We start from the raw sequence: 23451 nt of genomic DNA on the forward strand, positions 1-23451 counted from the left end.
GGTCATTGCTTTTTCCAAAAATAGATTGAGTTCTAATACTTCATTATTGTATCATACAGCCCGGAGATGTCAAGTTCTATTCTCCAAAAATCTCATCTGATACCATCACATTCACTACACCGCCAAGTAGAATCGTATACATACAGAAATACATCCAAAGCATGATCAACACGATTGTTGTCAGACTTCCGTACATATCCGAAAATCCCTGAAATACATCTACATACACAGAAAAAATCCAGGATATGATCATCCAGCCAATTGCTGCAAATACCGCACCCGGAATCTGTCTTTTTAATTTTGTCCTGCGGTTTGGCAGAAACTTATAGATCAAAAGGAAGAATATCATCAATGTGATAGGCGTAATGATCGTACGCGTTTTAATCAGCCAGTCAGCAATCTGTTTCATGATCGTTACATGATTTGTGATAAATATATTTATTGTATTACCAAACACAGACAACAGCAGCAGGAATATGATCACGATCAAGAACATCACTGTATAGATCGTTGCCCGCAGACGGAGATAAAAATAGTTACGTGTCTCATGGCATTTGTAAATGCAGTTCAGTCCGGAAGACATCGCAAGTACACCTTTTCCTGCTGACCAGAGCGCTACAACTACCGTGATCGGGATGATGCTCATTGACTGGTTGTAAACCTGATTCACGATCGATGTGATCAGTGTCTCCACAGATGACGGGAACACCTGGATCACTGCCGCCATAACATCTGCTTTCGTCACTGGTGTATAACGCACCAGTGTCAGAAGAAGCAGAATGATCGGAATCAGACACAGCATAAAAAAGTATGCCGACTGTGCAGCATACGCACCTACATGATCATGGGATATGTCTGTTGTTATCTGTATTATTTTTGAACTGATTTCTTTTATTTTCTTCATAGTTCTCTCCTGACATTCGCACCCCATTTTAACTGATTTCATGCGCTTTGTCTACGATTATCTGTCTTTTATCGTACCGGCAGACATTTTCTTAGATGTTTTTCTTCATATTATTAATTTTCTACCGTAATGTCAGAATAAAACAGTTTCAATATTTCTTTGTAAGTTTTCCCCTGTTTTGCCATTTCATTGGCTCCTGTCTGGCTCATTCCGATTCCATGTCCGAATCCGCCTCCCCGGATGTGGATCTGGCTCTTTTTTTTCGTAATTGTAATAAACGCACTTGGAAGCAATGTTCGAAACTTCACTTTACTTCCGTCCTGTTTCCGGATATCATAATCTCCCGCAAGCGCTGACCGGATTTTATTCTCTGTTTTTATAGTCAGATTTCCTTTGTCTCCCTTTACTTTAAGTTCCAGCGCTACTTTTCCCGGACCTCTTTTTGAAATATATATCTTGCGGATACTTCCGACATCTTTTCCGGTATTTTTACAAAGAATCGTTGACAATCTTGCTGCCGTTACGTCCACTGTCCACCGGTACCATGGAAGATTTTTCTCATAATCCCCATTTTTTCCACTGACTCTGACGGATTTCAGATAGCCGGTAGCTGCTGATGAAGTGCTTCCCCACGCTGCAGTTGTCGTCGTTCTTCCGGAAGATGTCGAATAATAGTATGTTGTTGCAATTTTCCCTTTATACTTTGCAGTTTCTCCGGCTGTCTGCCTGACCGCTTTCACAGCAGAATCCGCCTGCTTTGAATTGCCATATACCTGATAATCTGTACTGTCATTGACATGCGCCCGGTATTTCGGATAAGCATAGTTCTCCATCTGCCGGTAAGCATAGCTTCTCGCGCAGACAGCCTGCGCTTTTAATGCTTCCAGTTTATATGACACCGGCATCTCGCTCGGAACAACCGCACAGAGATAATCTTCTACCGTAAGTTCATTGATCAGTGCGATCTTCTTTCCGGCAGACTTAAGTTCCAGTGTCCCGCTGTAAGACGGCGTTCCATAACCTCTTCGTATGCTCTTAACCTGTACCGTACCTTTTCTTGCACGAATTTTTATTGTATGTTTTTTCAGTCGCCGATTTGAAGCTTTTATCGTCACAGTTTTTCCGGCAGGTACGGAAACTTTTTTCGCTCCTATTCTTAATATCAAGCCTTCTTTTCCCGAAACTTTCACTTCCGTATGAAACGCCCGGGTATATCCTGTTGTCATCAGGAGAACACGGATCTTTGGATTCTTTTTCGCTATTTTCGTATTATCCGTCTGTTTTTTTGACACATCTATTTCATATGTATTGTTGTATGTCTGTTTCTGCCTGTCACTTTCACGTACTTGTCTTCTCCTCGCTACTTCCGGCAGTTTTCCACTGAGTAACACAATAAAAAAAGCGGCAATGAGAATACAGCCACACAAACGAATACTCTTTTGATGTTTTCTATTTTTCTGACATTTCAACTGAATCCCTCCATATACATTCGTAACATTCGTAAAGCCACACGTTTCTTGTACTTTTCGCTGCATTAACAGCTCTTTTTTGTTCACATATGGATAAAAAGAAGATGCCGCATCGGATTATCGCTAATCGTTCTGCGGCATCTGCCTTATCTTCTGTATTCCCCAAAATGCCGGTTTCTGTATTTTGACTCCTAGCCATCCGCTAGGTGGGTGTCCGCATCTGCTTTTCTGCCTTCCCCTGCATAAATGAGGGCTTGACATATTACAGAGATAATAAGAGTCCCGTTTAAAGTATTGTAGGTTCAAAATAACAGAAGTTATCGAACATTTCAGGTTTCCAACTGAGATTATTATACTCCAATAATCTCTATTTTACAACTGTTTTCTTATAACTGTGGTCCGGCAGATACAAGTGCCTTACCATCTTCGTTACCTTCATATTTAGCAAAGTTCTTAACAAATCTTCCTGCGAGGTCTTTTGCCTTTGTCTCCCACTCTGTTGCATCGACATAAGTATCTCTTGGATCAAGGATTCCTGTATCAACGCCCGGGAGCTCTGTCGGAACTTCGAAGTTGAAGTATGGAATTGTCTTTGTCGGTGCATTCTTAATATCTCCGCTTAAGATTGCATCAATGATTCCACGAGTATCTTTGATAGAGATACGTTTTCCTGTTCCATTCCATCCTGTATTAACAAGATATGCTTTTGCTCCGTTAGCTTTCATCTTTTTAACTAATTCGTGAGCATATTTTGTCGGATGTAACTCCAGGAATGCCTGTCCGAAACAAGCTGAGAATGTCGGTGTAGGCTCTGTGATTCCACGCTCTGTTCCTGCAAGTTTTGCTGTAAATCCTGACAGGAAGTAATATTCTGTCTGCTCCGGAGTTAATACAGATACCGGAGGAAGTACTCCAAATGCATCTGCTGACAGGAAGATTACATTCTTAGCTGCCGGTGCTGCTGATATCGGACGTACGATCTTCTCAATGTGATCGATTGGATAAGATACACGCGTATTCTCTGTCACGCTCTTATCTGCGAAATCAATCTTACCATCTTTGTCCAGTGTAACATTTTCAAGAAGTGCGTTACGTTTGATTGCATTATAAATATCCGGCTCAGACTCTTTATCCAGGTTGATAACTTTTGCGTAACATCCACCTTCAAAGTTAAATACTCCATTATCATCCCATCCGTGCTCGTCATCACCGATCAGAAGTCTCTTCGGATCAGTAGAAAGCGTTGTCTTACCTGTTCCGGAAAGTCCGAAGAAGATTGCTGTATTCTCTCCGTTCATATCTGTATTTGCTGAGCAGTGCATAGATGCAATACCTTTTAATGGCAGATAGTAGTTCATCATAGAGAACATACCTTTCTTCATCTCTCCACCATACCATGTATTGATGATTACCTGCTCACGGCTTGTGATGTTGAATACTACTGCTGTCTCAGAATTCAGTCCTAATTCTTTGTAGTTCTCAACTTTTGCTTTTGACGCATTGTAAACAACGAAGTCCGGCTCAAAATCCTTCAGTTCTTCTTCTGTTGGTTTGATAAACATATTTGTTACAAAGTGTGCCTGCCATGCAACTTCTACGATAAAGCGGATTGCCATACGTGTATCTTTGTTTGCACCGCAGAATGCATCTACAACATAAAGTTTCTTGTCGGAAAGTTCTTTCTGTGCAATCTCTTTTACAGCTTTCCATGTCTCTTCTGATGCCGGGTGGTTATCATTTTTATACTCATCAGAGGTCCACCATACCGTATCTTTGGAATTTTCATCCATTACGATATATTTATCTTTTGGCGAACGACCGGTATAGATACCTGTCATTACATTCACTGCTCCGAGTTCGCTCTCCTGTCCTTTTTCATAACCTTCAAGTTCAGGTTTTGTTTCTTCTTCAAATAACATCTCATAAGAAGGATTATAAACAATCTCTGTAGTTCCTGTAATTCCATACTTGCTTAAATCGATTTTTGCCATTTTACATTAACCTCTTTTCTTCATTATTTACATTGTCCTGTCTGTGCACGACAACATTTGCTCCTATTATCTCATTTATTCCAAAAAAAGTCAAGACTTTAACAATCTTTTTTCGAAAGTTTTAGACATTTTTTATGCATTTATCTTCCTTTTTTCGTTAAATCCTTGTCTATGGTATTTAAAAAATGCAAGATTGCATACGCAATCTTGCATTTCCTTATGCTTTAAAATATTTATTATTGATTTTTTTAATCATTACAGCGTAAATCACAAGCGCAACGATCGTAATGGTCATGAAAACATAAAATACCGTCTTCGCTTCTCCGATATAAGTGTTATACAGATCGGAAGCACCATATAAAGTTGCTGCAATACCAAGTATTAAAAGTGGCGGCAATGCCTCCTTACAGTATCCATCCAGATCTTTGCACTTTTTAATATTCACGTTTTTCGGAAGTAAGATCGTCCGGTTGATCTCATGTTTGAATCTCAGCATGTAACATCCATACAGGCAATACAATCCGAGTCCCAGACCTATTACTCCAAATACACCTTCCATTCTTCGTTATCCTCCGTATCTTCTGTATTTCTCTTCTTTTGACTAACGGTTCAGAATCTGTTTTACAGTCTCTTCCATCTGATCTACATCACATTCGATATTATGCAGGACATTTGCATCCAGAATGTCTTTGATTGCCTGCGGCATATCGACCTGTGAAAGCTCCTGCAATTTCGGAAGCAGTGCAAATTCATCTTCTTCTGCATATTTTGCATCAATTGCTGTCATAACGCTCTTCACGAATTTGTACGGGCTTGCTGTGGACGCGATCAGATATTTCTTGCCTGTCTTTTCTGACTGTTCATACCGGCTGCATACATAAGATGCAACTGCTGTATGTGTATCCATCACATAACCGGTCTTATCATAGACATCATGGATCTGCTCTGCCGTCTCGTCCTCTGTGGCATATCCTGCAGCAAAATCAGACAGTTTTGCTTTCATATCTTCCGAAACCGTATACGTTCCATCTTTTTTCAAAGCTTCCATCAGTTCTTTTGTCTTATCGCTGTCCTCGCCTGCAATTACATAGATCAGACGCTCCAGATTGCTGGAAATCAGGATATCCATAGATGGCGATGTTGTCAGCACAAATTCACGGTTCTTATCATAAGTTCCTGTCTGGAAGAAATCAAACAATACTTTATTTTCATTCGATGCACAGATCAGTTTACCAATCGGCACACCCATCTGTTTTGCATAGTAAGCTGCAAGAATATTTCCAAAATTACCTGTCGGAACGACAACTTGTAATTCTTCTCCGTTCGCAAGTTCTTCATTTTCCAGAAGTTTTGCATATGCATATACATAATAAACAACCTGCGGAACCAGGCGTCCGATATTAATAGAGTTGGCTGATGAAAACTGATATCCCTTGCCGGCAAGTTCTTCTGCAAGTTCTTTGTTTTCAAACATTGCTTTGACACCGCTCTGCGCATTGTCAAAATTGCCGTGGATCGCAACAACATCTACATTGCTTCCCTTCTGCGTTACCATCTGAAGTTCCTGTACTTTACTGACACCGTTCTTCGGATAGAACACGATGATCTGTGTCCCTTCCACATCTGCAAATCCTGCCATTGCAGCTTTTCCGGTATCTCCGGATGTCGCTGTCAGGATCACGATCTTATTCTTTACGTGATTCTTCTTCGCAGAAGTCGTAAGGAGATGTGGCAGAATGGAAAGTGCCATATCTTTAAATGCGATGGTTGCACCGTGGAATAACTCCAGATAGTAAGTATCCGATACCTTTACCAAAGATGCAATCTCTTCCGTATCAAACTTGCTGTCATATGCTTTCTCAATGCACCCTTTCAGTTCTCCCTCTGTAAAATCGGCCAGAAACAGCTTCATTACTTCATAAGCAATCTCCTGATAGCTCATACTTTTTAACTGCTCCATAGAAACATCCAGTTTTGGAATCTCTTCAGGTACAAATAAACCGCCATCCGGAGCAAGCCCTTTTAAAATTGCTTCAGATGCAGTTACCTTTAACTCGGAATTCCGGGTACTTTTGTAATGTAGACTCATATTTCCACCTTTCCTTTGGTCTTTCTTGCTATTATTTCTTCTTGCTGTTTGTATATTTTACAAGACCGCCTGCCGCAATCAGTTTCTGCATGAATTCCGGGAATGGCTGTCCCTGGAATTCTGTTCCTTTTGTACGGTTGTAAATCTTACCACTGTCGAAATCTACTTCCACTTCATCGCCTGCTTCGATTCCTCTTGCAGCTTCCGGACATTCGATGATCGGCAGTCCGATATTAATAGAATTACGGTAAAAAATTCTTGCAAATGTCTCTGCAATCACACAGCTTACTCCTGCAGTCTTAAGACAAAGCGGTGCATGCTCTCTGGATGAGCCACATCCGAAGTTCTTATTTGCCACGATCAGATCTCCCGGTTTTACTTTATTCACAAAGTCCGGATCAATGTCTGCCATTGCATGACTTGCCAGCTCCTGCGCGTCAAATGAATTCAGGTATCTTGCCGGAATGATTACATCTGTGTCTACGTTGTCTCCATATTTAAATACATGTCCTAATGCCTTCATTATCTGTCACCCACTTTCTCCGGATTTGCAATACATCCTGCGATCGCACTTGCTGCTGCTACTTCCGGCGATGCAAGATAAATCAAGGAATCTACATGCCCCATTCTTCCTACAAAATTACGGTTTGTTGTAGATACACACTTCTCTCCTGCTGCCATAACGCCCATATGTCCGCCCATACACGGTCCACAGCTTGGTGTGTTCACGGCACAGCCCGCATCTACGAAAATATCAAGAAGTCCTTCTTTGATACACTGTTTGTAGATTTTCTGTGTTGCCGGAATTACCATTACACGCACATCTTCATGTACTTTATGTCCTTTTAAAATAGCTGCTGCCTTACGCATGTCTTCCATACGTCCATTTGTACAGGATCCGATTACAACCTGATCGATCTTGATCGGTTCCATTGCTTCAATCTCATCGATTGTCTTAGCATTACCCGGAAGGTGTGGGAATGCAACGGTCGGACGTACTTCGGAAAGATTGATCTCAATCACTTCGTCATACTCTGCATCCTCATCCGCTTCATAGACCTGATATGCTTTCTTCGTATGCTCATTAAGATAAGCTTTTGTCTGATCATCTACCGGGAAGATTCCGTTCTTTGCGCCTGCTTCAATCGCCATATTCGCCATTGTAAAACGATCATCCATGGAAAGAGCTGCAATTCCTTCACCTGTGAATTCCATAGATTTGTAAAGTGCTCCGTCCACACCGATCTTACCAATGATATGAATAATAATATCTTTACCGCTCACATAAGGTCCCGGCTGTCCTTTCAGGACAAATTTTAATGCACTTGGCACTTTGAACCAGAGTTCTCCGGTTGCCATACCTGTTGCAATATCCGTTGTTCCGACACCGGTAGAAAATGCACCCAGTGCTCCATATGTACAGGTATGTGAATCTGCACCGATAATACATTCACCTGCTGCTACAACACCTGCTTCCGGAAGAATCGCATGCTCTACACCGGATTTTCCCTGTTCAAAATACCAGGAAAGTCCTTGATCTTTTGCAAATTCGCGGATTGATTTTGAATTCTCTGCGGATTTAATATCTTTATTCGGCGTAAAATGATCCGGTACAAGTACTACCTTATCTTTGTCAAATACCTTCTCTGCCATCTGTCTGAAAATCGGCAGTGCCATTGGCCCGGTAATATCATTTGCCATAACTACGTCTAACTTTGCTTCTATCAACTGTCCTGCCACAACATGATCAAGACCTGCATGGGCAGCTAATATTTTCTGCGTCATTGTCATTCCCATCACGACAACCTCCTATTCTTCTACTTAGTCTTACGAGCTATTCTACCACAGGTAAATATTACAGTGCAAGAAAGAATACATAAGACCGTAAGAAGTATCAAATCTTGTTCGTCTCCGGTTTTTACAATCTCTTTCTTCTTCACTGACGGTTTTTCTGCCTTTTTCTCTACTTTCACAATCTCAGGTTTCTTCTTTTCTGCCGGTTTTTCCGGTTTCTCCGGTTTTTCTGGTTTCTCTGGTTTTTCCGATTCTTCCACAGTCACGATTTCCGTATCATCCACATCTTCCGCATTATCGGCACGGACGATTACTTCATTTTCAATCTCTTTTCCGATCAGTTTCTCATCCAGAATTTCCACCTGATAAGTCACTGTGTATTTGTCACCGGAATGAATACTTTCCAGAAAATGTTTTGTTTCAATTGTATATGTGTTCTCTTTTACAGAAATAACCGCGTCAGATACAACGCTTTGATCTTTGTCATACAGAATAATAGAATCCGGAAGAAGTCTCACTCCTTCCGTTAGAATCCGGTCTGTGATCGTAACACCTGAGGCAACCGCCTTCTCAATCTGCTGCGTCACATCAACCGTATATGTAATCCTGTCACCAACTTTATATTTTTTATCTTCCCGGTCAGCGCTCTTTTCCACTTTAAGTTCCGGCTTTTCAATCCATTGCACCGCAAGACTGGTTGGAATATTATCCGCACTTACCAGTTCTCCGACTCCCAGGTGCTGTCCGCCTGCTCCGGTATTAATCACCAGACTTCTCCAATTCTGTCTGTTTTTCCCATAAATGTTGCCTGTTTTCCACGTCTGGGCATTCCATTTTCCCACCGGACACTTCAAATAAAAACGATCGCCGCCGTAAACCGTCACATTTCCTGTCTTTTTTGTCCCTTTTGTTTCATTTACCAGTATTACATCCGCAGGCAGTTTCAGGACAATTGAATTATCTTCATCGCCCTTGCAGGTGATAGTTTTTGTCTTTTGCACTTTTTCATTTTTATCATAAACAGCCGTCAATGTCTTCTCTGAAAAAGCAATATCCGGATCCGGTATTTTCGGAAATGTCTTAATCTTCGCCGTACAGCTTTTCACTTTCTGCTTCATTGTGTCACTTAATCCCAGAAATGCATCACTTGAATCTTTGCATTCGTCATATACATAGGACAAAATACAATGCGACAGACTGTAAGCTTTTTTCTTCTCCTGCCAGTTTTCTCCAAATACAGGTTTCAAATACTTCTGATACCCCGGATTGCCATACGCATAATACAGTGTTTTACTTAAAAGCGTGTCATTCGTCAATTGTTTTGACGTATAGGTTCCGTCATGCGGAGAACTTCGTTTTGGTTCCAGACAATATCCAAGAGTTCCGTCAATATAATAGTAAAACGTTGAATACCCTTCATAAAATACTTCTTCGCCTCTTCTCAGCGACACATCTTTCGCCTCACTTTTTACTGCCGGCACGCAACAGAAAACCAGACAAAGCACCGCCAGAAAACGCACAAAAGGACTCCATGGGAAATTTCTTTTTTTCATAAGCACTACTCCTTCTTCAATTGTAAAATTAAATTGCTAAAACCAGTTACTGTAACTGCCCTCCTTTCCTTTTATGATTTCTCGTTTTGTGAAATTCGGGAAGATCATTTCCCTGTCGGGGGATTCCCCGTACGAATATTGATTATAAAGAATCATCAGAACTTCTTAAGACGAGTGTATTAATCATATAGACGTTTTACACATTTGTCAATACTTTTCAGATTGATATATTCTCTAAAAAATGATATTATAAAAGAATTATTATAGATAATATTTATCATTAACATTAGAGAGGAATACATACATGACATTAAAACAGGGAAACAGTAATACTTCCTATCAGGTTGTTTCCATTCAACTGGAAGAAAAACTGGAACGCCGTCTGGAAGCCTTGGGACTTACGGAAGGCAGTACTATCACAATAATGAATAATCAGAAAAAAGGCTCACTCACTGTGAAATTCCGCGGAACACGTTTTGCTCTCGGAAAAAGAATTGCCAATCATATTGAAGTAAAGGAGCAAAACTGACATGGGACTTGCAGACACAAGAGAAAAAAATAACCAGACTAATAACAACAGCGAAATTATCAATGTCGGATTCATCGGGAATCCAAACTGCGGAAAGACAACGCTTTTTAATGCGTACACAGGCGCGAATTTAAAAGTTGCAAACTGGCCCGGCGTAACTGTTGAAAAGAAAGAAGGAAAAACCTTTTACAAAGGGCAGGAATTTCGTCTGATCGATCTTCCCGGCATTTACAGTCTCTCATCTTATACGATGGAAGAAACCGTATCCAGAGACTGTATTTTAAGTGATGAAGTAGATGTCATTGTAGACGTCATTGATGCTTCCAGTCTTGAACGCAATCTCTATTTAACATTGCAGCTTCTTGAACTTGGCAAGCCGGTTGTACTGGCGCTCAATATGATGGATATCGTTGAAGAACGCGGGCTGGAATTAGATCTTCACCGGCTTCCGGAAATGCTCGGCATACCAGTCATTCCGGTTTCTGCACGCAAACGCACCGGACTATCTATCTTAATGCATGCTGTAGCACATCATAATGATCCTGATGTTCAGGATCCGTTGATTCATCATCACACCGGGAAGTCTTCTCATCACCGACATGATCACCATTCTGAATATGCAATGGTTTACAACGATGAAATCGAAGACAAAATTGATCTCCTGATCAGCCGTCTTTCAAAAAAATATCCGGATATGACAAACAAACGCTGGCATGCGATCAAACTTCTCGAAAACGATCCTGATATCCGCAAACGTCATCCAATTGACTGCGCCGATATTATTGAGCGAAGCTACGAAAAAGATATGATCAATCAGAAATATGATTTTATCGAAGAAGTGATCGGTGAAGTCCTCGTTGGTAAATCAAAAAAAGAGGCAGCTACAGATAAGATAGATTCTTACCTGACGAATCGGTTTCTGGGACTTCCAATCTTCCTTGGCATTATGGCAATTGTATTTTTCCTGACATTTACAATTGGTGATTTTCTGAAAGGATATTTTGAAATTGCATTAGACTACCTGACATCCGGTGCATCTGCCCTTTTACAGGCACTACATGTACACCCGATGCTTTCATCGCTCATCACGGACGGAATCATTTCCGGTGTAGGCGGGATCTTAACTTTTTTGCCAAATATTTTTATTCTCTTCCTGGCACTGGCGTTTTTGGAGGACAGTGGCTATATGGCAAGAGTTGCTTTTGTAATGGATGATATTATGAGCCATCTCGGACTGTCCGGAAAAGCTTTTCTGCCATTACTTCTGGGATTTGGCTGTTCCGTTCCCGCTGTTATGGCATCCAGGGCTTTAGAGCATCCGAAAGACCGGTTCAAAACAATTTTGATCACACCATTTATGTCCTGCAGTGCAAGACTTCCGATTTACGTCCTGTTCTCATCCATGTTTTTTGGAGAACACGCAATGCTCGCCTGCTACTCTTTGTACATACTTGGAATTTTGATTGCGATCACAACCGCCTACATCCTTTCACGTATAGACGGTTCAAAAGCCGATCATGCACTGTTGATCGAGCTTCCGGAATACAAGTCACCAAATGCACACACCATTGCAATTTATGTATGGGAAAAGATCAAAGACTACCTGACAAAAGCTGGAACCGTTATTTTCCTGGCATCTGTTCTGATGTGGATTATTTTAAATTTCGGTCCGACCGGATATGTAACAGATATCAGTCTGAGTTTCGGATCCTATATTGGGAAAGCAATCGTCCCGCTCTTTCGGCCTGTCGGTCTTGGATACTGGCAGATCATTGTCGCACTGATTGCCGGAATTGCCGCAAAAGAAGTGGTTGTGTCCAGTTGCAGTGTCCTTTTCGGGATACAGAATATTACAACCGCACATGGCATGACAACCATGTCTGCCACTCTGGGTACTCTTGGATTCGGTCCTGCAAACGCATACGCTCTTATGGTTTTTTGTTTGCTTTATGTACCATGCACTGCTACCATCGCAACGATTCATAGAGAATTGAACAGTTGGAAATCTACTATATCTATTCTTCTCTATCAATTAGTTACTGCATGGACATGCAGCTGCATTGCTTACCACGTCTGCTCTTTATTATTTTAATCTTGTCTGCGTAAGATTGAAATTTAAAATACTGCACTGACAGGCTTTCCATTAATAGTATTACAGTTGCAAAGGCACATATACGGATTCTTTAATCTTGTATATGTGCCTTTCTCTTTCTCTCAGAAATATCTAAGAATTATGCTCTTTTAAATATTGAATCTCGATTGGATCGATCGGATCCATTGGATTTTCAATCTTACCTTTTTTCCGTCTCTTTCTTCTCTTCAGCAATTCGCCGCCTTTGTTATAAAACCAGAATGAATATGCCAAAAGCTTGCTTGCTTTTCCAATTCTGTCTTTCGTTGTCTTATCGTACAGTTTTCCTCCTGCTTCTATCGGTACTTTCTTCCGTATCAGTGCAATCAACTCTGTTTCACAGGTGACACGCTCCGGAAGAATCGTATATCCCATGGAAACACAATTCAGCTTATGAGAATCACTTCCTCCAATCCCCGGTTTCTTATACTTCTGCGCCAGCTTCCTTGCACCTTCATTCGATGCTTCCGGTTCGCAGGCGTTAAATGCTTCAATAAAATCAAAACGCTTGATAATCTCCGGTGAACGATAATATCTCTTTGTATTCGTAAAGCTCATATATTTCTCGCCACACGGATGTGCCGGTCCTAAAATTCCGCCATGCCTATGCACAAAATCGATCAGCATAGCCACTGGCATTCCACGCATCTCAAGCAAACGCATCTTCACACCTTCCGGCATAATGCAGATGATATGTCCTGCATCACAGGTGTCATACTCGATGCCTTTGAGTACAACAAAATCTTCGTACACCTTGCCTTTCATCTCGTTCTTCCAGTATCTGTATCCTTTATACGTATCATGGTCGGTGATCAACATTCCGTCAAATCCGTGTGCTTTCAGTTTTGTAATATATTCGTCCAGACTCACTCTGCTGTCAACAGAACCTTCCTTCACATGACAATGCATATCCAGCTTCATAAACAAGCCTCCTTTGCATGAACTTGATTTTATTATATCACATATCATGCAAAATACAACTGATCCGGACTTCTGCCTGTATTTCCCTCAAAACGCTTTTTTTGATTCTTTCGTTCCTGTCACACTACAGCAGAGAATAAGACCTGTACACCAGATCAGAAAATATAGATAGTTCGGCAGCTCAACTGCTGTGAAACCAAATAAAAAAGCTGCCATCATCTGAACAAGCACGCCTGTTATCATCTTGCTGTTTTGTAAAAATCTCCTTATAATTCTTCTCATAAAAAGCACCTCTCCTTCTATAATTCAATACTATAGCAGAAGAGGTGTCTCATAAAACGGACTACTTACTCATCATCTTCATCCGTATCATCATCAAAATCATCCAGTATCATTCTTGCTTTCTCAACTTCTGACTCCACAGAATCCTGTTCTTTTATTTTTTCTGAGAATTTCTTCTCTTTTTTGCCAAGTTTTCTTGACTGCATCATAAACTGTACAATCATGCCGATAATTGCAACAACAACACCGATCACCAGTCTTGCCACTCCTGCAAACGGAAGATCCACAAGCATTACAACTGCTGTTCCAACACTCATTCCGCCGGCAAATGCTGTTACAACGATCATCAGTGGTTCCGTGAAAATCACCGCAAGTATTGCAAGTATCAGAGATACCACGACATAAATTCCGGCGATCAGTAAACTGTGTGGCATATTCGCCGTCACCGCAATCGCCATAGATACTATAAACACCGTGATAAATATACCCAGTTTATGTAGGAAAAACGCAAGCACAGCCATAACGACAGCACAGCCAAACAGAATAATCATCCCTGTCATCTGAGACGGATGCATAACCTGTACAACTCCGGCTCCGATTGCTGCACCAATGCCGAAGCCACAAAGCGCCGTAAATAATTTTACCAGTTTCAGTCCAAACAGTGCAAGCAGCACTCCAACAATGATCATTGCACCAATAATTCCCATATTCATCCGGCTGTTCGGTGCAAGATCGATAAATGCCTGTTTCATATCGGATGTTTTACTTAAAACGTTCTCTAATAATGTCTTTATTTCATCCATATTCGTCTCTCCTTTTGTCCCTTATCTTCTAATCCCCTGTCTTTCACAATTTAATATTCTACTGCGCCGGTCTCCTCACTGTTGATTACATAATAAACAGCGCCTTCTTCCGGTTTGACATATAGTTCCAGTGTCTTAATCTCCCCGACTCTCTTTCCCTTTTTCGTCCACGCCTTCTTGACTCTGGCGATCATTTCTTTTTCCTCGACCTGCTTGCCATAATATTCCACAAATGTACGGACTTTCATATCCTTCTTAGATGGTCTCTTTGCAGCAGTCTTCTTCACTGCTTCTTTGGCTCCCTTCACTTCTTTGGCTGCTGTCTTTTTTACAGTCTCTTTAGCTGCTTTCGCCTCTTTTACAGCTGTTCTGGCTGCTGTTTTTGCTGTTGCCTTTATTTCTTTCGCAGTATCGCTGACTTTCTCTGCTACTTTTTCTTCTGCAGACTGTGTCTTCTTCTCCTCTGTAAGCTGCGCTTTTTCTATTGCCGCTTTCATTGCTTCTTTTTTCTTTATTACTCGTTTTCTAGCCATGGTATTCCTCCTTACATCGCTACACCAATTTTTTGGTCGCAACTATTATACCATAGCCAGTCATAATTGCAAATTTTTCCTTCGACACATTTCTCATACCTCTGTCTTAATCTGTCGGTTTCTGGTAGAAACGTCCGGATAGCTGCTCTGTCTTCATTACATTGACAAAAGCATGCGGATCGGCTTCTTTGATTGCTTTCATAACCTTTTTGATCTCAGCGCTTGATATAACAGAATAAACGACCTTACGTTCACGGTGTTCATAAGATCCTTCACCTTCCATGATCGTAGCACTGTGATTGCACACTCTTGCAATTGCTTCATAAACATCTCTTGCGTGATTCGTTACAACAAGCACTGTATTCTGCTGATATTTTTTATACAGCTCATGAAGCACCTGCGTTGACGCATACTGGAAAATAATCGAATACAGCGCTTTATCCCATCCGAACAGTACACCTGCTGCCGCAAGGATGATCACATTCAGTCCAAGAACCATATTCCAGGAATCGATTCCTTTCTTATCTGACAGATAAATTGCAATAAAGTCAGTTCCTCCACTGGTCGCATTGACCGCAAGACACAGGCTGATTGCCAGTCCATTGATCATTCCTCCAAAAATACTGATCAAAAGTGTATCATACGTGATCGCATATCCCGGCAACATATCTGTCAGCACACTGGTCAATACGATCATCAGACAGGAATACAATGTAAACTTTTTACCGATAAAGCGAAATCCGATATAGATCGGCACTGCATTCAGCAGCACATTGACGAGTGTATATGGAATCGCAATATGGAAAAACAGTTTTGCACTTCGCTGAACAAGAAGTGTAAGTCCTGTCGCACCGCCCGGATACAGTCCTCCGGCACGCACAAACGTCTTAATGTTTAATGCCATCATCAACGCCGCAAAACATACAACTACAATTCGCTTCAAATCTTTTTTTGCTTCAAATTTCATTTTCCCTCTTCCCCTTGAGGTACAACATCTGTCGATGTCTTTAGTCCTCAACTAAATATCCTTTCTCTCTTAACATATTTTCTATCATGTCCAGTGTCTCTTCACTATCTGCATGCACCTCATGGTAATGATAGTTTGATGTGATATTCTTAAGCGGACTGGATTTGCCACTCCTTATATCTTCCAAAAATTCCCACGCAAGTCTCCGAGACGTAATATGAAGCTTCGCCTCCATCCGTCCATATACTTTATGATTCACAATAACTGTCTCCACGCAGCCTCCCAGATCCACAATTGAATAGAGCTCATCTTCCATCTGTTCATCTGTATGCTGCACTTTAAAAATACGTTTTACACTCTTCGGACTGTTCAGAATATATCCTCTGTTCGTAGATATGATATCATATCCGGCTGCACGCATCAGAGCAATATCCTGAACGATCACCTGACGGCTTACATTGTAAAAGGACGCCAGTTCCTTCCCCGGAACCGGCATCCTGTTTTCCTGCATTGTGGCAATTATCTTATCTCTTCTTTCAGAACCGGTCATACTTTCGTGTTTTCCTCCCACTGCACTATGATGGTTCTATTATACTACAAATATTTTCTGATTCAAACCTTATTCTACATTTTTTAATGCTTCATCCATCGGAACCTTCTGAATCTTTCTGTATTCCAGCGCTGCAACTACTGCATAAGTTACTGCTCCGATTACGAACATTTCTACATAAATCATCGGATCTATCCACAGTGTGATCCAGCCGGAAATGCTGGCTAGCATCATCTCCCGGAAGATTATTTTCATAAATGTTTCTTCTATCGGAAAACTGAACAAAAGACAAAGTATTACAACGATCGATGTTGATAATATATATAACCTGCCAATCTCTCCATCTGTGTATCCAAGAATTTTCGCCATAGATATCGACTGTGCATTTTTCTCTATAATGATCTTGGACAGCAGATAAATGAGTACAAGGAAAATTGCAACTGCAAATCCGTTGACCAGTCCCATCATATTTCCCATCGACACATCCAATTGTCTGGATACTTTTGTAAGTGCACTCAAATCAATGACAGAACCGATATATTTTTCATCAATATCCGTAATCTTTGTTTTTGAAAAATAACCACTGTAATAATCGGTTCCCAGATCAAATGTTTTATTCAGCTTCTGCTGATCCATAAAAACACAGAGTGCACCGCTGTATTGGTAGATTCCTTTTACTTTAAAAGAATAAGTATCTTTTTCGTATTTCTCTTTTAACTTGATCATGTCACCTTTTTTAATCCGGAATTTATCCGCATAGGCGCTTGAAATATAAACGCCATCTTTCGTGTCAACTTTCACATAGTCACTGTCCGGATCCACACCATAAAGCATGATTTCTTCTGTTTTATATTTCCCCGGGAGTGTATCCAGACTGTAAGCACTGAATTCTTCCGCATCCGGATTGTCCGTCTTTGTTCCAGCTGAAAACTCCAGCATGGAAATCAGTCTGTCCAGTTCATTTCCACTTGCCGCTGACACCGGCGCTTCTAACAGATACTGATATTTTGCCAGAAGCCCGTTCTGGATCTCCACCTGATAATGACTCAGTACTGACGGAAGCAGCAGTCCGAAGAACAACAGAAGATTTGCAAATAATATACCTGTAAATAATACCAGATAATTACTCTTGTTCTGGAAAATAATTCGCAGCCTGAAGCGATGGAAAATGCTTGTTTTCGGGCTTAAATACATCGCCTTTTTCTTCTTTTTACCAGACAGATCTCTTCTTAAAAACTGTAACGGAGATAATTTTAATTTGTGATGCAATACCATATAATTAATCAGCAACATGATCAACACCGGCACAACCGTTGTCAGCAGAAATGCTTCTCCGTTCCATACAGTTACATAAGTCGGCAGACTGTAACTGCCGTAATACATCCCTGCACATACATTTTTCAGCACCGTATATCCAAGTATATTTCCAATCAGTGCGCCAGCCAGCGTCACGCATATCGGAAGAACCATATAATGATGTATCAGTTCTTTTCTTGTGTAGCCGGATGCCCTGAGCGTTCCGATGACAGCTGCTTCATTTCGTATCGTATTGCTGATCGTCACGCCAAATACAAATGCCATGATCACAATAACCATGTAGAGAAGTACGATGATCATCGCACGGTCACTTCCCATGTCCTCTCCGGTGAAATTGATCGCCTGATTCTGATATCTTGGAACGAAGCTCTCCAGCGTAACTTCTTTTCCAATGTTTTCCATCAGGTCTTCCGCTACCTCTTTTTCCAATTTCTCATTCTCTGGTTCCTTGTTGTAAGTCCATGAATAGTTGTATTGACATGCCTTTTTATCCAATGTCTGAAATCCTTTATCCGTCACTATCGCAACACCGAATTTCACTGCATCAAACATCGTATCACTGTTATTCTGGAACAGGCAGCTATAATCAGAAAGTGCCACCAACCCCGTAATCTTCCATATCTTGCCTTTACTCTTCATTGTATCGCCAACAGTGAGCTTATTGTTATCCGCATACATACGGTCGATTGCCATCTCGTCCGCCTTCTTTGGAAGACTTCCTTTCATAAGACAAACTTTGTTGACCTGTTTCCGATTTTTGAAGAAACGTATGGTGCTTTTGTTGGACATTGTCTGCTCGATATAATAATTTTCATAAAGCTTTATGTCATTTTTTTCTATTTCTTCTTTCTGTGCCGGGTAAATCTTTTCTTTGACACGGAAATTTCCATTTTCAATATTATATTTGGCGAATCCTTCATTATATGCTTTCAGCATACTTCCATCTGCTACAAGGAAGCCGGATACAAATCCGATCGTAGCTACCATCAGAAGGAATACAACCAGGTATTTTCCAAACTCTCCCTTTAATTCCCGTGGGAGTCTTTTACGCAAAGGACTCTTCATCTGTTCGTCCTCCTTACCATTCCAGTTCTGCTGCCGGAATCTTATTCTTATTTAATATATTGCTCCGGATACCACCATCTTTTAATTTTACAACACGGTCTGCCATATCCTTGATCGCATCATTGTGTGTTACCATGATAATGGTATTTCCGTATTTCAGATTCACCTTCTCAATCAGTTTCAATATCTCCTTTGACGTATGATAATCCAAAGCTCCGGTCGGCTCATCACAGAGCAGGATATCCGGATTTTTTACAATGGCACGACCAATCGCGGTACGCTGCTGCTGTCCGCCGGATAACTGATTCGGCAATTTCCTCTGGTGTTCTGTCAGTCCTAGTATATTTAAAAGATCATCCACCGGAAGCGGCTGATCGCTTAAGTACGCTCCTACTTCAATATTTTCCCGCACAGTCAGATTCGGGATCAGATTATACATCTGGAAAATGTATCCAAGGTGCTTTCTGCGGTACAGCGATAATCGTTTCTCCGACATATCTTCCAAACGTTCACCTTCAATTGTGATGCTTCCGTCATCTGCTCCGTCGATTCCTCCGATAATATTAAGAAGTGTGGACTTTCCAGAACCGGACGGTCCTAAAAGCACACAGAATTCGCCTCTCTCAATCTCCAGATTCAATCCTTTTAATACTTCTACCCGGTTCTCCCCGGAACCAAAAGATTTTTTTATTCCCTCTATTTTTAAAAACATCTCATTCCTCCCAGGATTTTGATTTTGTTTCTCATTTTCATGTTAGTTCACACTAACTTTTTTGTCAAGTATAAAGATTGTGTCTCGGCACAATCTTTCCCGGAAAGCTTTCTATGTCACAGGAACATTACGGAGTAATTTCCTATGGCATAGGAAAAGGTCTGTGAAAATATATATTTTCACAGACCTTTTCTTCTTATCCGATACCTCCAAGTGCAATTCCAAGAATCAACACAATGAAACACACCGGTACATATACATATTTACAAATTGTATAGAAAGAAGCGCGATAGTCCTTCTCTCTTCCAAGGTTCACCTGGGCTTCTACATATTTCTTACCGCATACCCAGAAGAACATGATGCCTGCAAGTCCTGCTCCGAGCGGACAGATATATACGGATAAAACGTCCATCCACTGTGACACAATTCCCTGGATTACCAGCGAAACAATCACACCGACCACTGCGATCACACCGCATGCCGGAACACGTGACAAATGCAGTTTCTCCTGCACGGTAGCAATCGGTGCTTCGTAGAGATTGATCAGCGATGTCATACCTGCAAGCAATACTGCCACGAAGAAAATAATTGCGATCACCGGCCCGCCCGGCATGGTCTTAATCAGATTCGGCAGGAAAATAAATAAAAGTCCCGGTCCGCCCTGATTCAGCTGTGCACCTGTTGTTGCCATCGCCGGAATGATCACCAACGCCGCAAGAATTGCCGCAATCGTATCAAAGAATGCTACTCTTCCCGCAGATGCCGGAATGTCTTCTTCATCTGACAGATACGATCCATAGATCAACGTTCCGTTTCCTGCTACAGACAGGGAAAAGAACGCCTGTCCCAATGCAAAGATCCATGTTGCCGGATCACTGAATGCTTTTGGATCGATCCGGAATATGTAATGATATCCGGCTGATGCCCCCGGCTGAAATGCTACATAAATCCCAAGTATCACAAACAATGCGAAGAATATTGGCATCATAACTTTGTTTGCTTTTTCAATTCCACTTCCGACACCAAGCATCAGAATCAGCATACATGCAGCCAGTGCAACGATCTGCCATAAATTATTTCCAAATGCAGATGCCATCTGTCCAAACTTTGCACCAAATGCCTCTACATTTTCCGGCTCTAACGTTGCTCCGGTAAATGTTCCTACAGCGTATTTCAAAATCCAGCCCATAACAACCGTATATCCGATTGCCATAGCAAGAGATCCGATCACCGGGATCATTCCCAGTGCTTCTCCGCTCTTCCTTCTTCCTCTTTTCTCACATGCGATTCCAAATGCATCGATCGGTCCGGACTTTGCAGCCCTTCCAAAACTCATCTCACCGATCACGCCGGTAGAACCGATCAAAATCACAAACAGAAAATACGGAATCAGGAAAGATCCTCCACCGTACAGCGACACTCTGGTCGGAAACATCCAGATATTGCCCATTCCTACGGCAGAGCCAATGCAGGCGCAGATAAATCCCCACCTACTGCTAAACGACTCTCTCTTATTCATACCTCATTCCCTAATCCGTGCATTACTCTGCACGGAACATCTTTCCGGCATAAATTTTGTCATCCGGTGTTGCTGCACCGACTTCTTCATTCCATTTCTTCGGATCTACATCCTCTACCGAAACTGACAGGTTCTCTGCCGGAATCTGAAGTTCCTCTGCTGCAGTCTTTAATAACTTCTCTGCAAGATTCTTCTTAATTTCATCATTTCTTCCCGGAAACATTTTAACATCGATATGTGGCATAATATTATCCTCCTTGTTTTTTTATTCTTATACCCGTTTTGCATGTAAGCAAACGATATCGTCTGCTTTCTATTGTGCCTAATTTTGCGGGGAATGTCAATCTGTTTAGATATTATTCTGCAATAGAATAAGCAATTTCAACCTCATATTTTGTAATTGTCATTTTGCAAAACACCGCTGAATATCAGTCATTAACCTCATATTCAGCGGTATTCTTATTTCCATCTATTTTTTACTAACTCATCATATATTGGTCTTGAATTATGCATTGTATAAACTTTTAAAACAGAGGCAGCCTCAATAGTTTTACCCATACCAACTTCATCTGCTAACATCACTCTACAGTTTTTTTCTTGTAAATAACACATAATTGTTCTGAGCTGGTGTTCTTTTAAAAATATCTTACATCCTGCTAATTCTTTGAATCCAAATACTGAATTATCAAGAACTTTTACAGTTTTACTTACGACATTTCTTCCAAAATACCACGCAGGATTCTGAAACTCACAACTTCTAAGCTACTCTGCTGGCGAAATTCTGCCACCATTAAACGGTGCATCTATAACGTCTTCTCTAGCTTTTATGACTTTATCTGTAAATTCTTCTTTGATGTAATAATAATACCATTCATCTTCCTTAACTGTTGAACAGACAGTGATTCGCCCTTCATTGCTCGAAAAAAAAGTTCCATCACTCGATCTAATTTAATTTCTTTCTCCACCTGACACACCTCAATTCTTTTGCAAACTATTCCGTTATTTCAGTATAATCATCATAACCAATCACTCCGACATATTATGACACATTATTATTTATTTGCAATATATTTCTCCAACTGATATCATGTATGATTTTTGTCTAACATCAAAGGGAACTATTCAAGTCGAGCAGCTGCGAGGCTTGGCGCGTGATTCTGGTCAGCATAAGCTGACAAATTCAGTACAGCATCACTACGCATCCTCGCGGAGCGTTTATCTCAGTCGGAGATTGGACTCCCACTGAGACAAATTTGTTATTACTCACCACCTGAAAGATGTGGGAGTCTTTTCGACTGAGATAAATCTTTCCTTTACAATTTTTCACCCAAAAGAATTATATCATATATATCACTCTGCGCCGATCAATAATTTCTTTGGTATATAACCATTTAAGAATTCAACTCTTCACAATTTCTTCTACCAGTATTTTCACCACTTGTATGTTTAATGGTTCGTCCTTTGTTTCATAAGTAAGAATCAACTGTTTTCCGGGTATAATCCCATCTTCTATATAGTCATTTGCCTTTCTAACAAAGTCATTCGAATATATTTGGTTTCCCAACATTCCAATATGTTCCCAGTAATATATCTTTCCACTTTTCTTATTCAGAATTGTAAAATCCGGATGTACAATTCTATTTGCTTTCTTTAGATACAACTCTGCTTCATAACGATAACTTAGATTATCTGCTTTCTTGTTCAGCATATTGGCAATAATGATTTCTGATTTTGAGCGAACAATTTCTCCTCTGTCTGTCTCAAATCGTAATCCATCAGTGAACTTGTCATATTTTTCCACTGCTGCTTTTCCCATTGTTCTGCACGTAATTCTTCTGGCAGATAAATTGCATCAACAAAGGATTTTCTTTCAGGTGACAGTTGTCTGTAAATATCTGTCTTTTTTTCAGGAAAGTAATATTTTTCAAAGTTTTTCAACGCTTGTAATTCTTTTTCCACACAGGATAACATCTTATGATAGTATGACTTTTCCACCAGCTTCTGTACCAATTGTTCATCGCCTGTAAAAGAATCCACTGTTTCATTATCCTTATTCATATATTTATGATAATATCTAGGTTTCCCTGCTGACGACCTGCTTATTCGAAGAGATCCTTCCGGTTCATTCTTGATTTTTTCTTCTAATTCTAACTTGACCTGCTGTAATTCTTTAATATTCTTCTGTACTTCTTCTTTTATATTTGTCATAGCGTGTCCCTTTTCTCTTTCTTCTTATTGTGGGGATACCACCTCGTATCCCTTTTCTTCCTTTTCTCACCTCCGGGATACCACTGCGTATCCCTTTTCTTCCTTTTCTCACCT

Annotated in this window: 22 protein-coding genes, 1 other RNA gene and 1 other annotated feature (1 of these 24 running past the window's edge); of the genes, 2 read left to right on the forward strand and 21 right to left on the reverse strand. The window is 40.8% G+C overall.

What is annotated here, in order from left to right:
• Positions 1 to 15 (reverse strand) — a binding site (T-box leader); it reaches 227 nt to the left of the window's first position.
• Positions 16 to 76: 61 nt separating this feature from the next.
• The 9 genes from DWY31_RS09080 to DWY31_RS09120 all read right to left on the reverse strand — a co-directional run bounded on the left by DWY31_RS09080 (position 77) and on the right by DWY31_RS09120 (position 9800).
• Positions 77 to 904, reverse strand: coding sequence for a YihY/virulence factor BrkB family protein (locus tag DWY31_RS09080; protein ID WP_021861250.1), 828 nt, complete (start codon positions 902 to 904; stop codon positions 77 to 79).
• Positions 905 to 1017: 113 nt separating this feature from the next.
• A complete protein-coding gene (locus tag DWY31_RS09085) occupies positions 1018 to 2373 on the reverse strand; it encodes a SpoIID/LytB domain-containing protein (protein ID WP_242992985.1) in 1356 nt (451 codons plus the stop codon).
• 155 nt (positions 2374 to 2528) lie between these two features.
• Positions 2529 to 2712: non-coding RNA, 6S RNA (ssrS, locus tag DWY31_RS09090), on the reverse strand.
• 47 nt (positions 2713 to 2759) lie between these two features.
• Entirely contained in the window at positions 2760 to 4364 is a 1605-nt protein-coding gene (gene pckA, locus DWY31_RS09095) for a phosphoenolpyruvate carboxykinase (ATP) (RefSeq protein ID WP_021861248.1), read from the reverse strand.
• Positions 4365 to 4581: 217 nt separating this feature from the next.
• Positions 4582 to 4923, reverse strand: a complete 342-nt coding sequence (locus DWY31_RS09100; protein ID WP_021861247.1) for a hypothetical protein — start codon at positions 4921 to 4923, stop codon at positions 4582 to 4584.
• Positions 4924 to 4965: 42 nt separating this feature from the next.
• Entirely contained in the window at positions 4966 to 6453 is a 1488-nt protein-coding gene (gene thrC, locus DWY31_RS09105; protein ID WP_118520182.1) for a threonine synthase, read from the reverse strand.
• 31 nt (positions 6454 to 6484) lie between these two features.
• The gene (locus DWY31_RS09110) at positions 6485 to 6976 is read right to left on the reverse strand and encodes a 3-isopropylmalate dehydratase small subunit (protein WP_117538267.1); all 492 of its coding nucleotides are present in this window, start codon (positions 6974 to 6976) and stop codon (positions 6485 to 6487) included.
• Positions 6976 to 8250, reverse strand: coding sequence for a 3-isopropylmalate dehydratase large subunit (leuC, locus tag DWY31_RS09115; RefSeq protein WP_117538266.1), 1275 nt, complete (start codon positions 8248 to 8250; stop codon positions 6976 to 6978). Before leuC ends, DWY31_RS09110 begins: the two co-directional genes overlap by 1 nt.
• A 20-nt stretch (positions 8251 to 8270) precedes the next feature.
• Entirely contained in the window at positions 8271 to 9800 is a 1530-nt protein-coding gene (locus DWY31_RS09120) for an isopeptide-forming domain-containing fimbrial protein (RefSeq protein WP_118520184.1), read from the reverse strand.
• A gap of 304 nt (positions 9801 to 10104) precedes the next feature.
• On the opposite strand from DWY31_RS09120, the gene DWY31_RS09125 reads away from it, so the two are divergent.
• Positions 10105 to 10329 (forward strand): FeoA family protein, encoded by a 225-nt coding sequence (locus DWY31_RS09125; protein ID WP_021861242.1) that lies wholly within the window; start codon positions 10105 to 10107, stop codon positions 10327 to 10329.
• A gap of 1 nt (position 10330) precedes the next feature.
• On the forward strand, positions 10331 to 12421 hold the full coding sequence (gene feoB, locus DWY31_RS09130) for a ferrous iron transport protein B (protein WP_118520186.1): 2091 nt from the start codon (positions 10331 to 10333) through the stop codon (positions 12419 to 12421).
• Positions 12422 to 12553: 132 nt separating this feature from the next.
• On the opposite strand, the gene DWY31_RS09135 is transcribed toward feoB, so the two are convergent.
• The 12 genes from DWY31_RS09135 to DWY31_RS09190 all read right to left on the reverse strand — a co-directional run bounded on the left by DWY31_RS09135 (position 12554) and on the right by DWY31_RS09190 (position 23337).
• Positions 12554 to 13381, reverse strand: a complete 828-nt coding sequence (locus DWY31_RS09135; protein WP_021861240.1) for a PHP domain-containing protein — start codon at positions 13379 to 13381, stop codon at positions 12554 to 12556.
• A gap of 87 nt (positions 13382 to 13468) precedes the next feature.
• Positions 13469 to 13663 (reverse strand): hypothetical protein, encoded by a 195-nt coding sequence (locus DWY31_RS09140; RefSeq protein WP_021861239.1) that lies wholly within the window; start codon positions 13661 to 13663, stop codon positions 13469 to 13471.
• 65 nt (positions 13664 to 13728) lie between these two features.
• Positions 13729 to 14466: a transmembrane protein gene (locus tag DWY31_RS09145; protein ID WP_021861238.1), complete on the reverse strand. Its 738-nt coding sequence runs from the start codon at positions 14464 to 14466 to the stop codon at positions 13729 to 13731.
• 50 nt (positions 14467 to 14516) lie between these two features.
• A complete protein-coding gene (locus DWY31_RS09150; RefSeq protein WP_243060508.1) occupies positions 14517 to 14999 on the reverse strand; it encodes a DUF6465 family protein in 483 nt (160 codons plus the stop codon).
• A gap of 106 nt (positions 15000 to 15105) precedes the next feature.
• Positions 15106 to 15966 carry a YitT family protein gene (locus DWY31_RS09155; protein WP_118287711.1) on the reverse strand — a complete coding sequence of 287 codons (861 nt, stop codon included), beginning with the start codon at positions 15964 to 15966 and terminating at the stop codon, positions 15106 to 15108.
• 40 nt (positions 15967 to 16006) lie between these two features.
• Positions 16007 to 16516, reverse strand: a complete 510-nt coding sequence (locus DWY31_RS09160) for a transcription repressor NadR (protein WP_117538259.1) — start codon at positions 16514 to 16516, stop codon at positions 16007 to 16009.
• A gap of 69 nt (positions 16517 to 16585) precedes the next feature.
• A complete protein-coding gene (locus DWY31_RS09165; RefSeq protein WP_118520188.1) occupies positions 16586 to 18898 on the reverse strand; it encodes an ABC transporter permease in 2313 nt (770 codons plus the stop codon).
• A 13-nt stretch (positions 18899 to 18911) separates the two neighbouring features.
• On the reverse strand, positions 18912 to 19610 hold the full coding sequence (locus DWY31_RS09170) for an ABC transporter ATP-binding protein (RefSeq protein ID WP_021861233.1): 699 nt from the start codon (positions 19608 to 19610) through the stop codon (positions 18912 to 18914).
• Positions 19611 to 19806: 196 nt separating this feature from the next.
• The gene (locus DWY31_RS09175; RefSeq protein ID WP_118520190.1) at positions 19807 to 21129 is read right to left on the reverse strand and encodes a sodium-dependent transporter; all 1323 of its coding nucleotides are present in this window, start codon (positions 21127 to 21129) and stop codon (positions 19807 to 19809) included.
• 22 nt (positions 21130 to 21151) lie between these two features.
• Positions 21152 to 21373, reverse strand: a complete 222-nt coding sequence (locus DWY31_RS09180; RefSeq protein ID WP_021861231.1) for a tautomerase family protein — start codon at positions 21371 to 21373, stop codon at positions 21152 to 21154.
• Between the two features lie 1155 nt (positions 21374 to 22528).
• On the reverse strand, positions 22529 to 22837 hold the full coding sequence (locus tag DWY31_RS09185) for a hypothetical protein (RefSeq protein ID WP_118520192.1): 309 nt from the start codon (positions 22835 to 22837) through the stop codon (positions 22529 to 22531).
• Positions 22831 to 23337 (reverse strand): hypothetical protein, encoded by a 507-nt coding sequence (locus DWY31_RS09190; protein WP_118520194.1) that lies wholly within the window; start codon positions 23335 to 23337, stop codon positions 22831 to 22833. Before DWY31_RS09190 ends, DWY31_RS09185 begins: the two co-directional genes overlap by 7 nt.
• Positions 23338 to 23451 lie beyond the last annotated feature (114 nt).

The sequence above is a fragment of the Dorea sp. AF24-7LB genome (assembly GCF_003478575.1).
GTDB lineage: Bacteria > Bacillota > Clostridia > Lachnospirales > Lachnospiraceae > Dorea_D > Dorea_D hominis.

Bases quoted from the DNA above. Each gene is read 5' to 3' on its own strand.
- DWY31_RS09080 (WP_021861250.1), bottom strand. From the start codon at position 904: ATGAAGAAAATAAAAGAAATCAGTTCAAAAATAATACAGATAACAACA.
- pckA (WP_021861248.1), bottom strand. From the start codon at position 4,364: ATGGCAAAAATCGATTTAAGCAAGTATGGAATTACAGGAACTACAGAG.
- DWY31_RS09100 (WP_021861247.1), bottom strand. From the start codon at position 4,923: ATGGAAGGTGTATTTGGAGTAATAGGTCTGGGACTCGGATTGTATTGC.
- thrC (WP_118520182.1), bottom strand. From the start codon at position 6,453: ATGAGTCTACATTACAAAAGTACCCGGAATTCCGAGTTAAAGGTAACT.
- DWY31_RS09110 (WP_117538267.1), bottom strand. From the start codon at position 6,976: ATGAAGGCATTAGGACATGTATTTAAATATGGAGACAACGTAGACACA.
- leuC (WP_117538266.1), bottom strand. From the start codon at position 8,250: ATGGGAATGACAATGACGCAGAAAATATTAGCTGCCCATGCAGGTCTT.
- DWY31_RS09120 (WP_118520184.1), bottom strand. From the start codon at position 9,800: ATGAAAAAAAGAAATTTCCCATGGAGTCCTTTTGTGCGTTTTCTGGCG.
- DWY31_RS09125 (WP_021861242.1), top strand. From the start codon at position 10,105: ATGACATTAAAACAGGGAAACAGTAATACTTCCTATCAGGTTGTTTCC.
- feoB (WP_118520186.1), top strand. From the start codon at position 10,331: ATGGGACTTGCAGACACAAGAGAAAAAAATAACCAGACTAATAACAAC.
- DWY31_RS09135 (WP_021861240.1), bottom strand. From the start codon at position 13,381: ATGAAGCTGGATATGCATTGTCATGTGAAGGAAGGTTCTGTTGACAGC.
- DWY31_RS09140 (WP_021861239.1), bottom strand. From the start codon at position 13,663: ATGAGAAGAATTATAAGGAGATTTTTACAAAACAGCAAGATGATAACA.
- DWY31_RS09145 (WP_021861238.1), bottom strand. From the start codon at position 14,466: ATGGATGAAATAAAGACATTATTAGAGAACGTTTTAAGTAAAACATCC.
- DWY31_RS09150 (WP_243060508.1), bottom strand. From the start codon at position 14,999: ATGGCTAGAAAACGAGTAATAAAGAAAAAAGAAGCAATGAAAGCGGCA.
- DWY31_RS09155 (WP_118287711.1), bottom strand. From the start codon at position 15,966: ATGAAATTTGAAGCAAAAAAAGATTTGAAGCGAATTGTAGTTGTATGT.
- DWY31_RS09160 (WP_117538259.1), bottom strand. From the start codon at position 16,516: ATGACCGGTTCTGAAAGAAGAGATAAGATAATTGCCACAATGCAGGAA.
- DWY31_RS09165 (WP_118520188.1), bottom strand. From the start codon at position 18,898: ATGAAGAGTCCTTTGCGTAAAAGACTCCCACGGGAATTAAAGGGAGAG.
- DWY31_RS09170 (WP_021861233.1), bottom strand. From the start codon at position 19,610: ATGTTTTTAAAAATAGAGGGAATAAAAAAATCTTTTGGTTCCGGGGAG.
- DWY31_RS09175 (WP_118520190.1), bottom strand. From the start codon at position 21,129: ATGAATAAGAGAGAGTCGTTTAGCAGTAGGTGGGGATTTATCTGCGCC.
- DWY31_RS09180 (WP_021861231.1), bottom strand. From the start codon at position 21,373: ATGCCACATATCGATGTTAAAATGTTTCCGGGAAGAAATGATGAAATT.
- DWY31_RS09185 (WP_118520192.1), bottom strand. From the start codon at position 22,837: ATGCTGAACAAGAAAGCAGATAATCTAAGTTATCGTTATGAAGCAGAG.
- DWY31_RS09190 (WP_118520194.1), bottom strand. From the start codon at position 23,337: ATGACAAATATAAAAGAAGAAGTACAGAAGAATATTAAAGAATTACAG.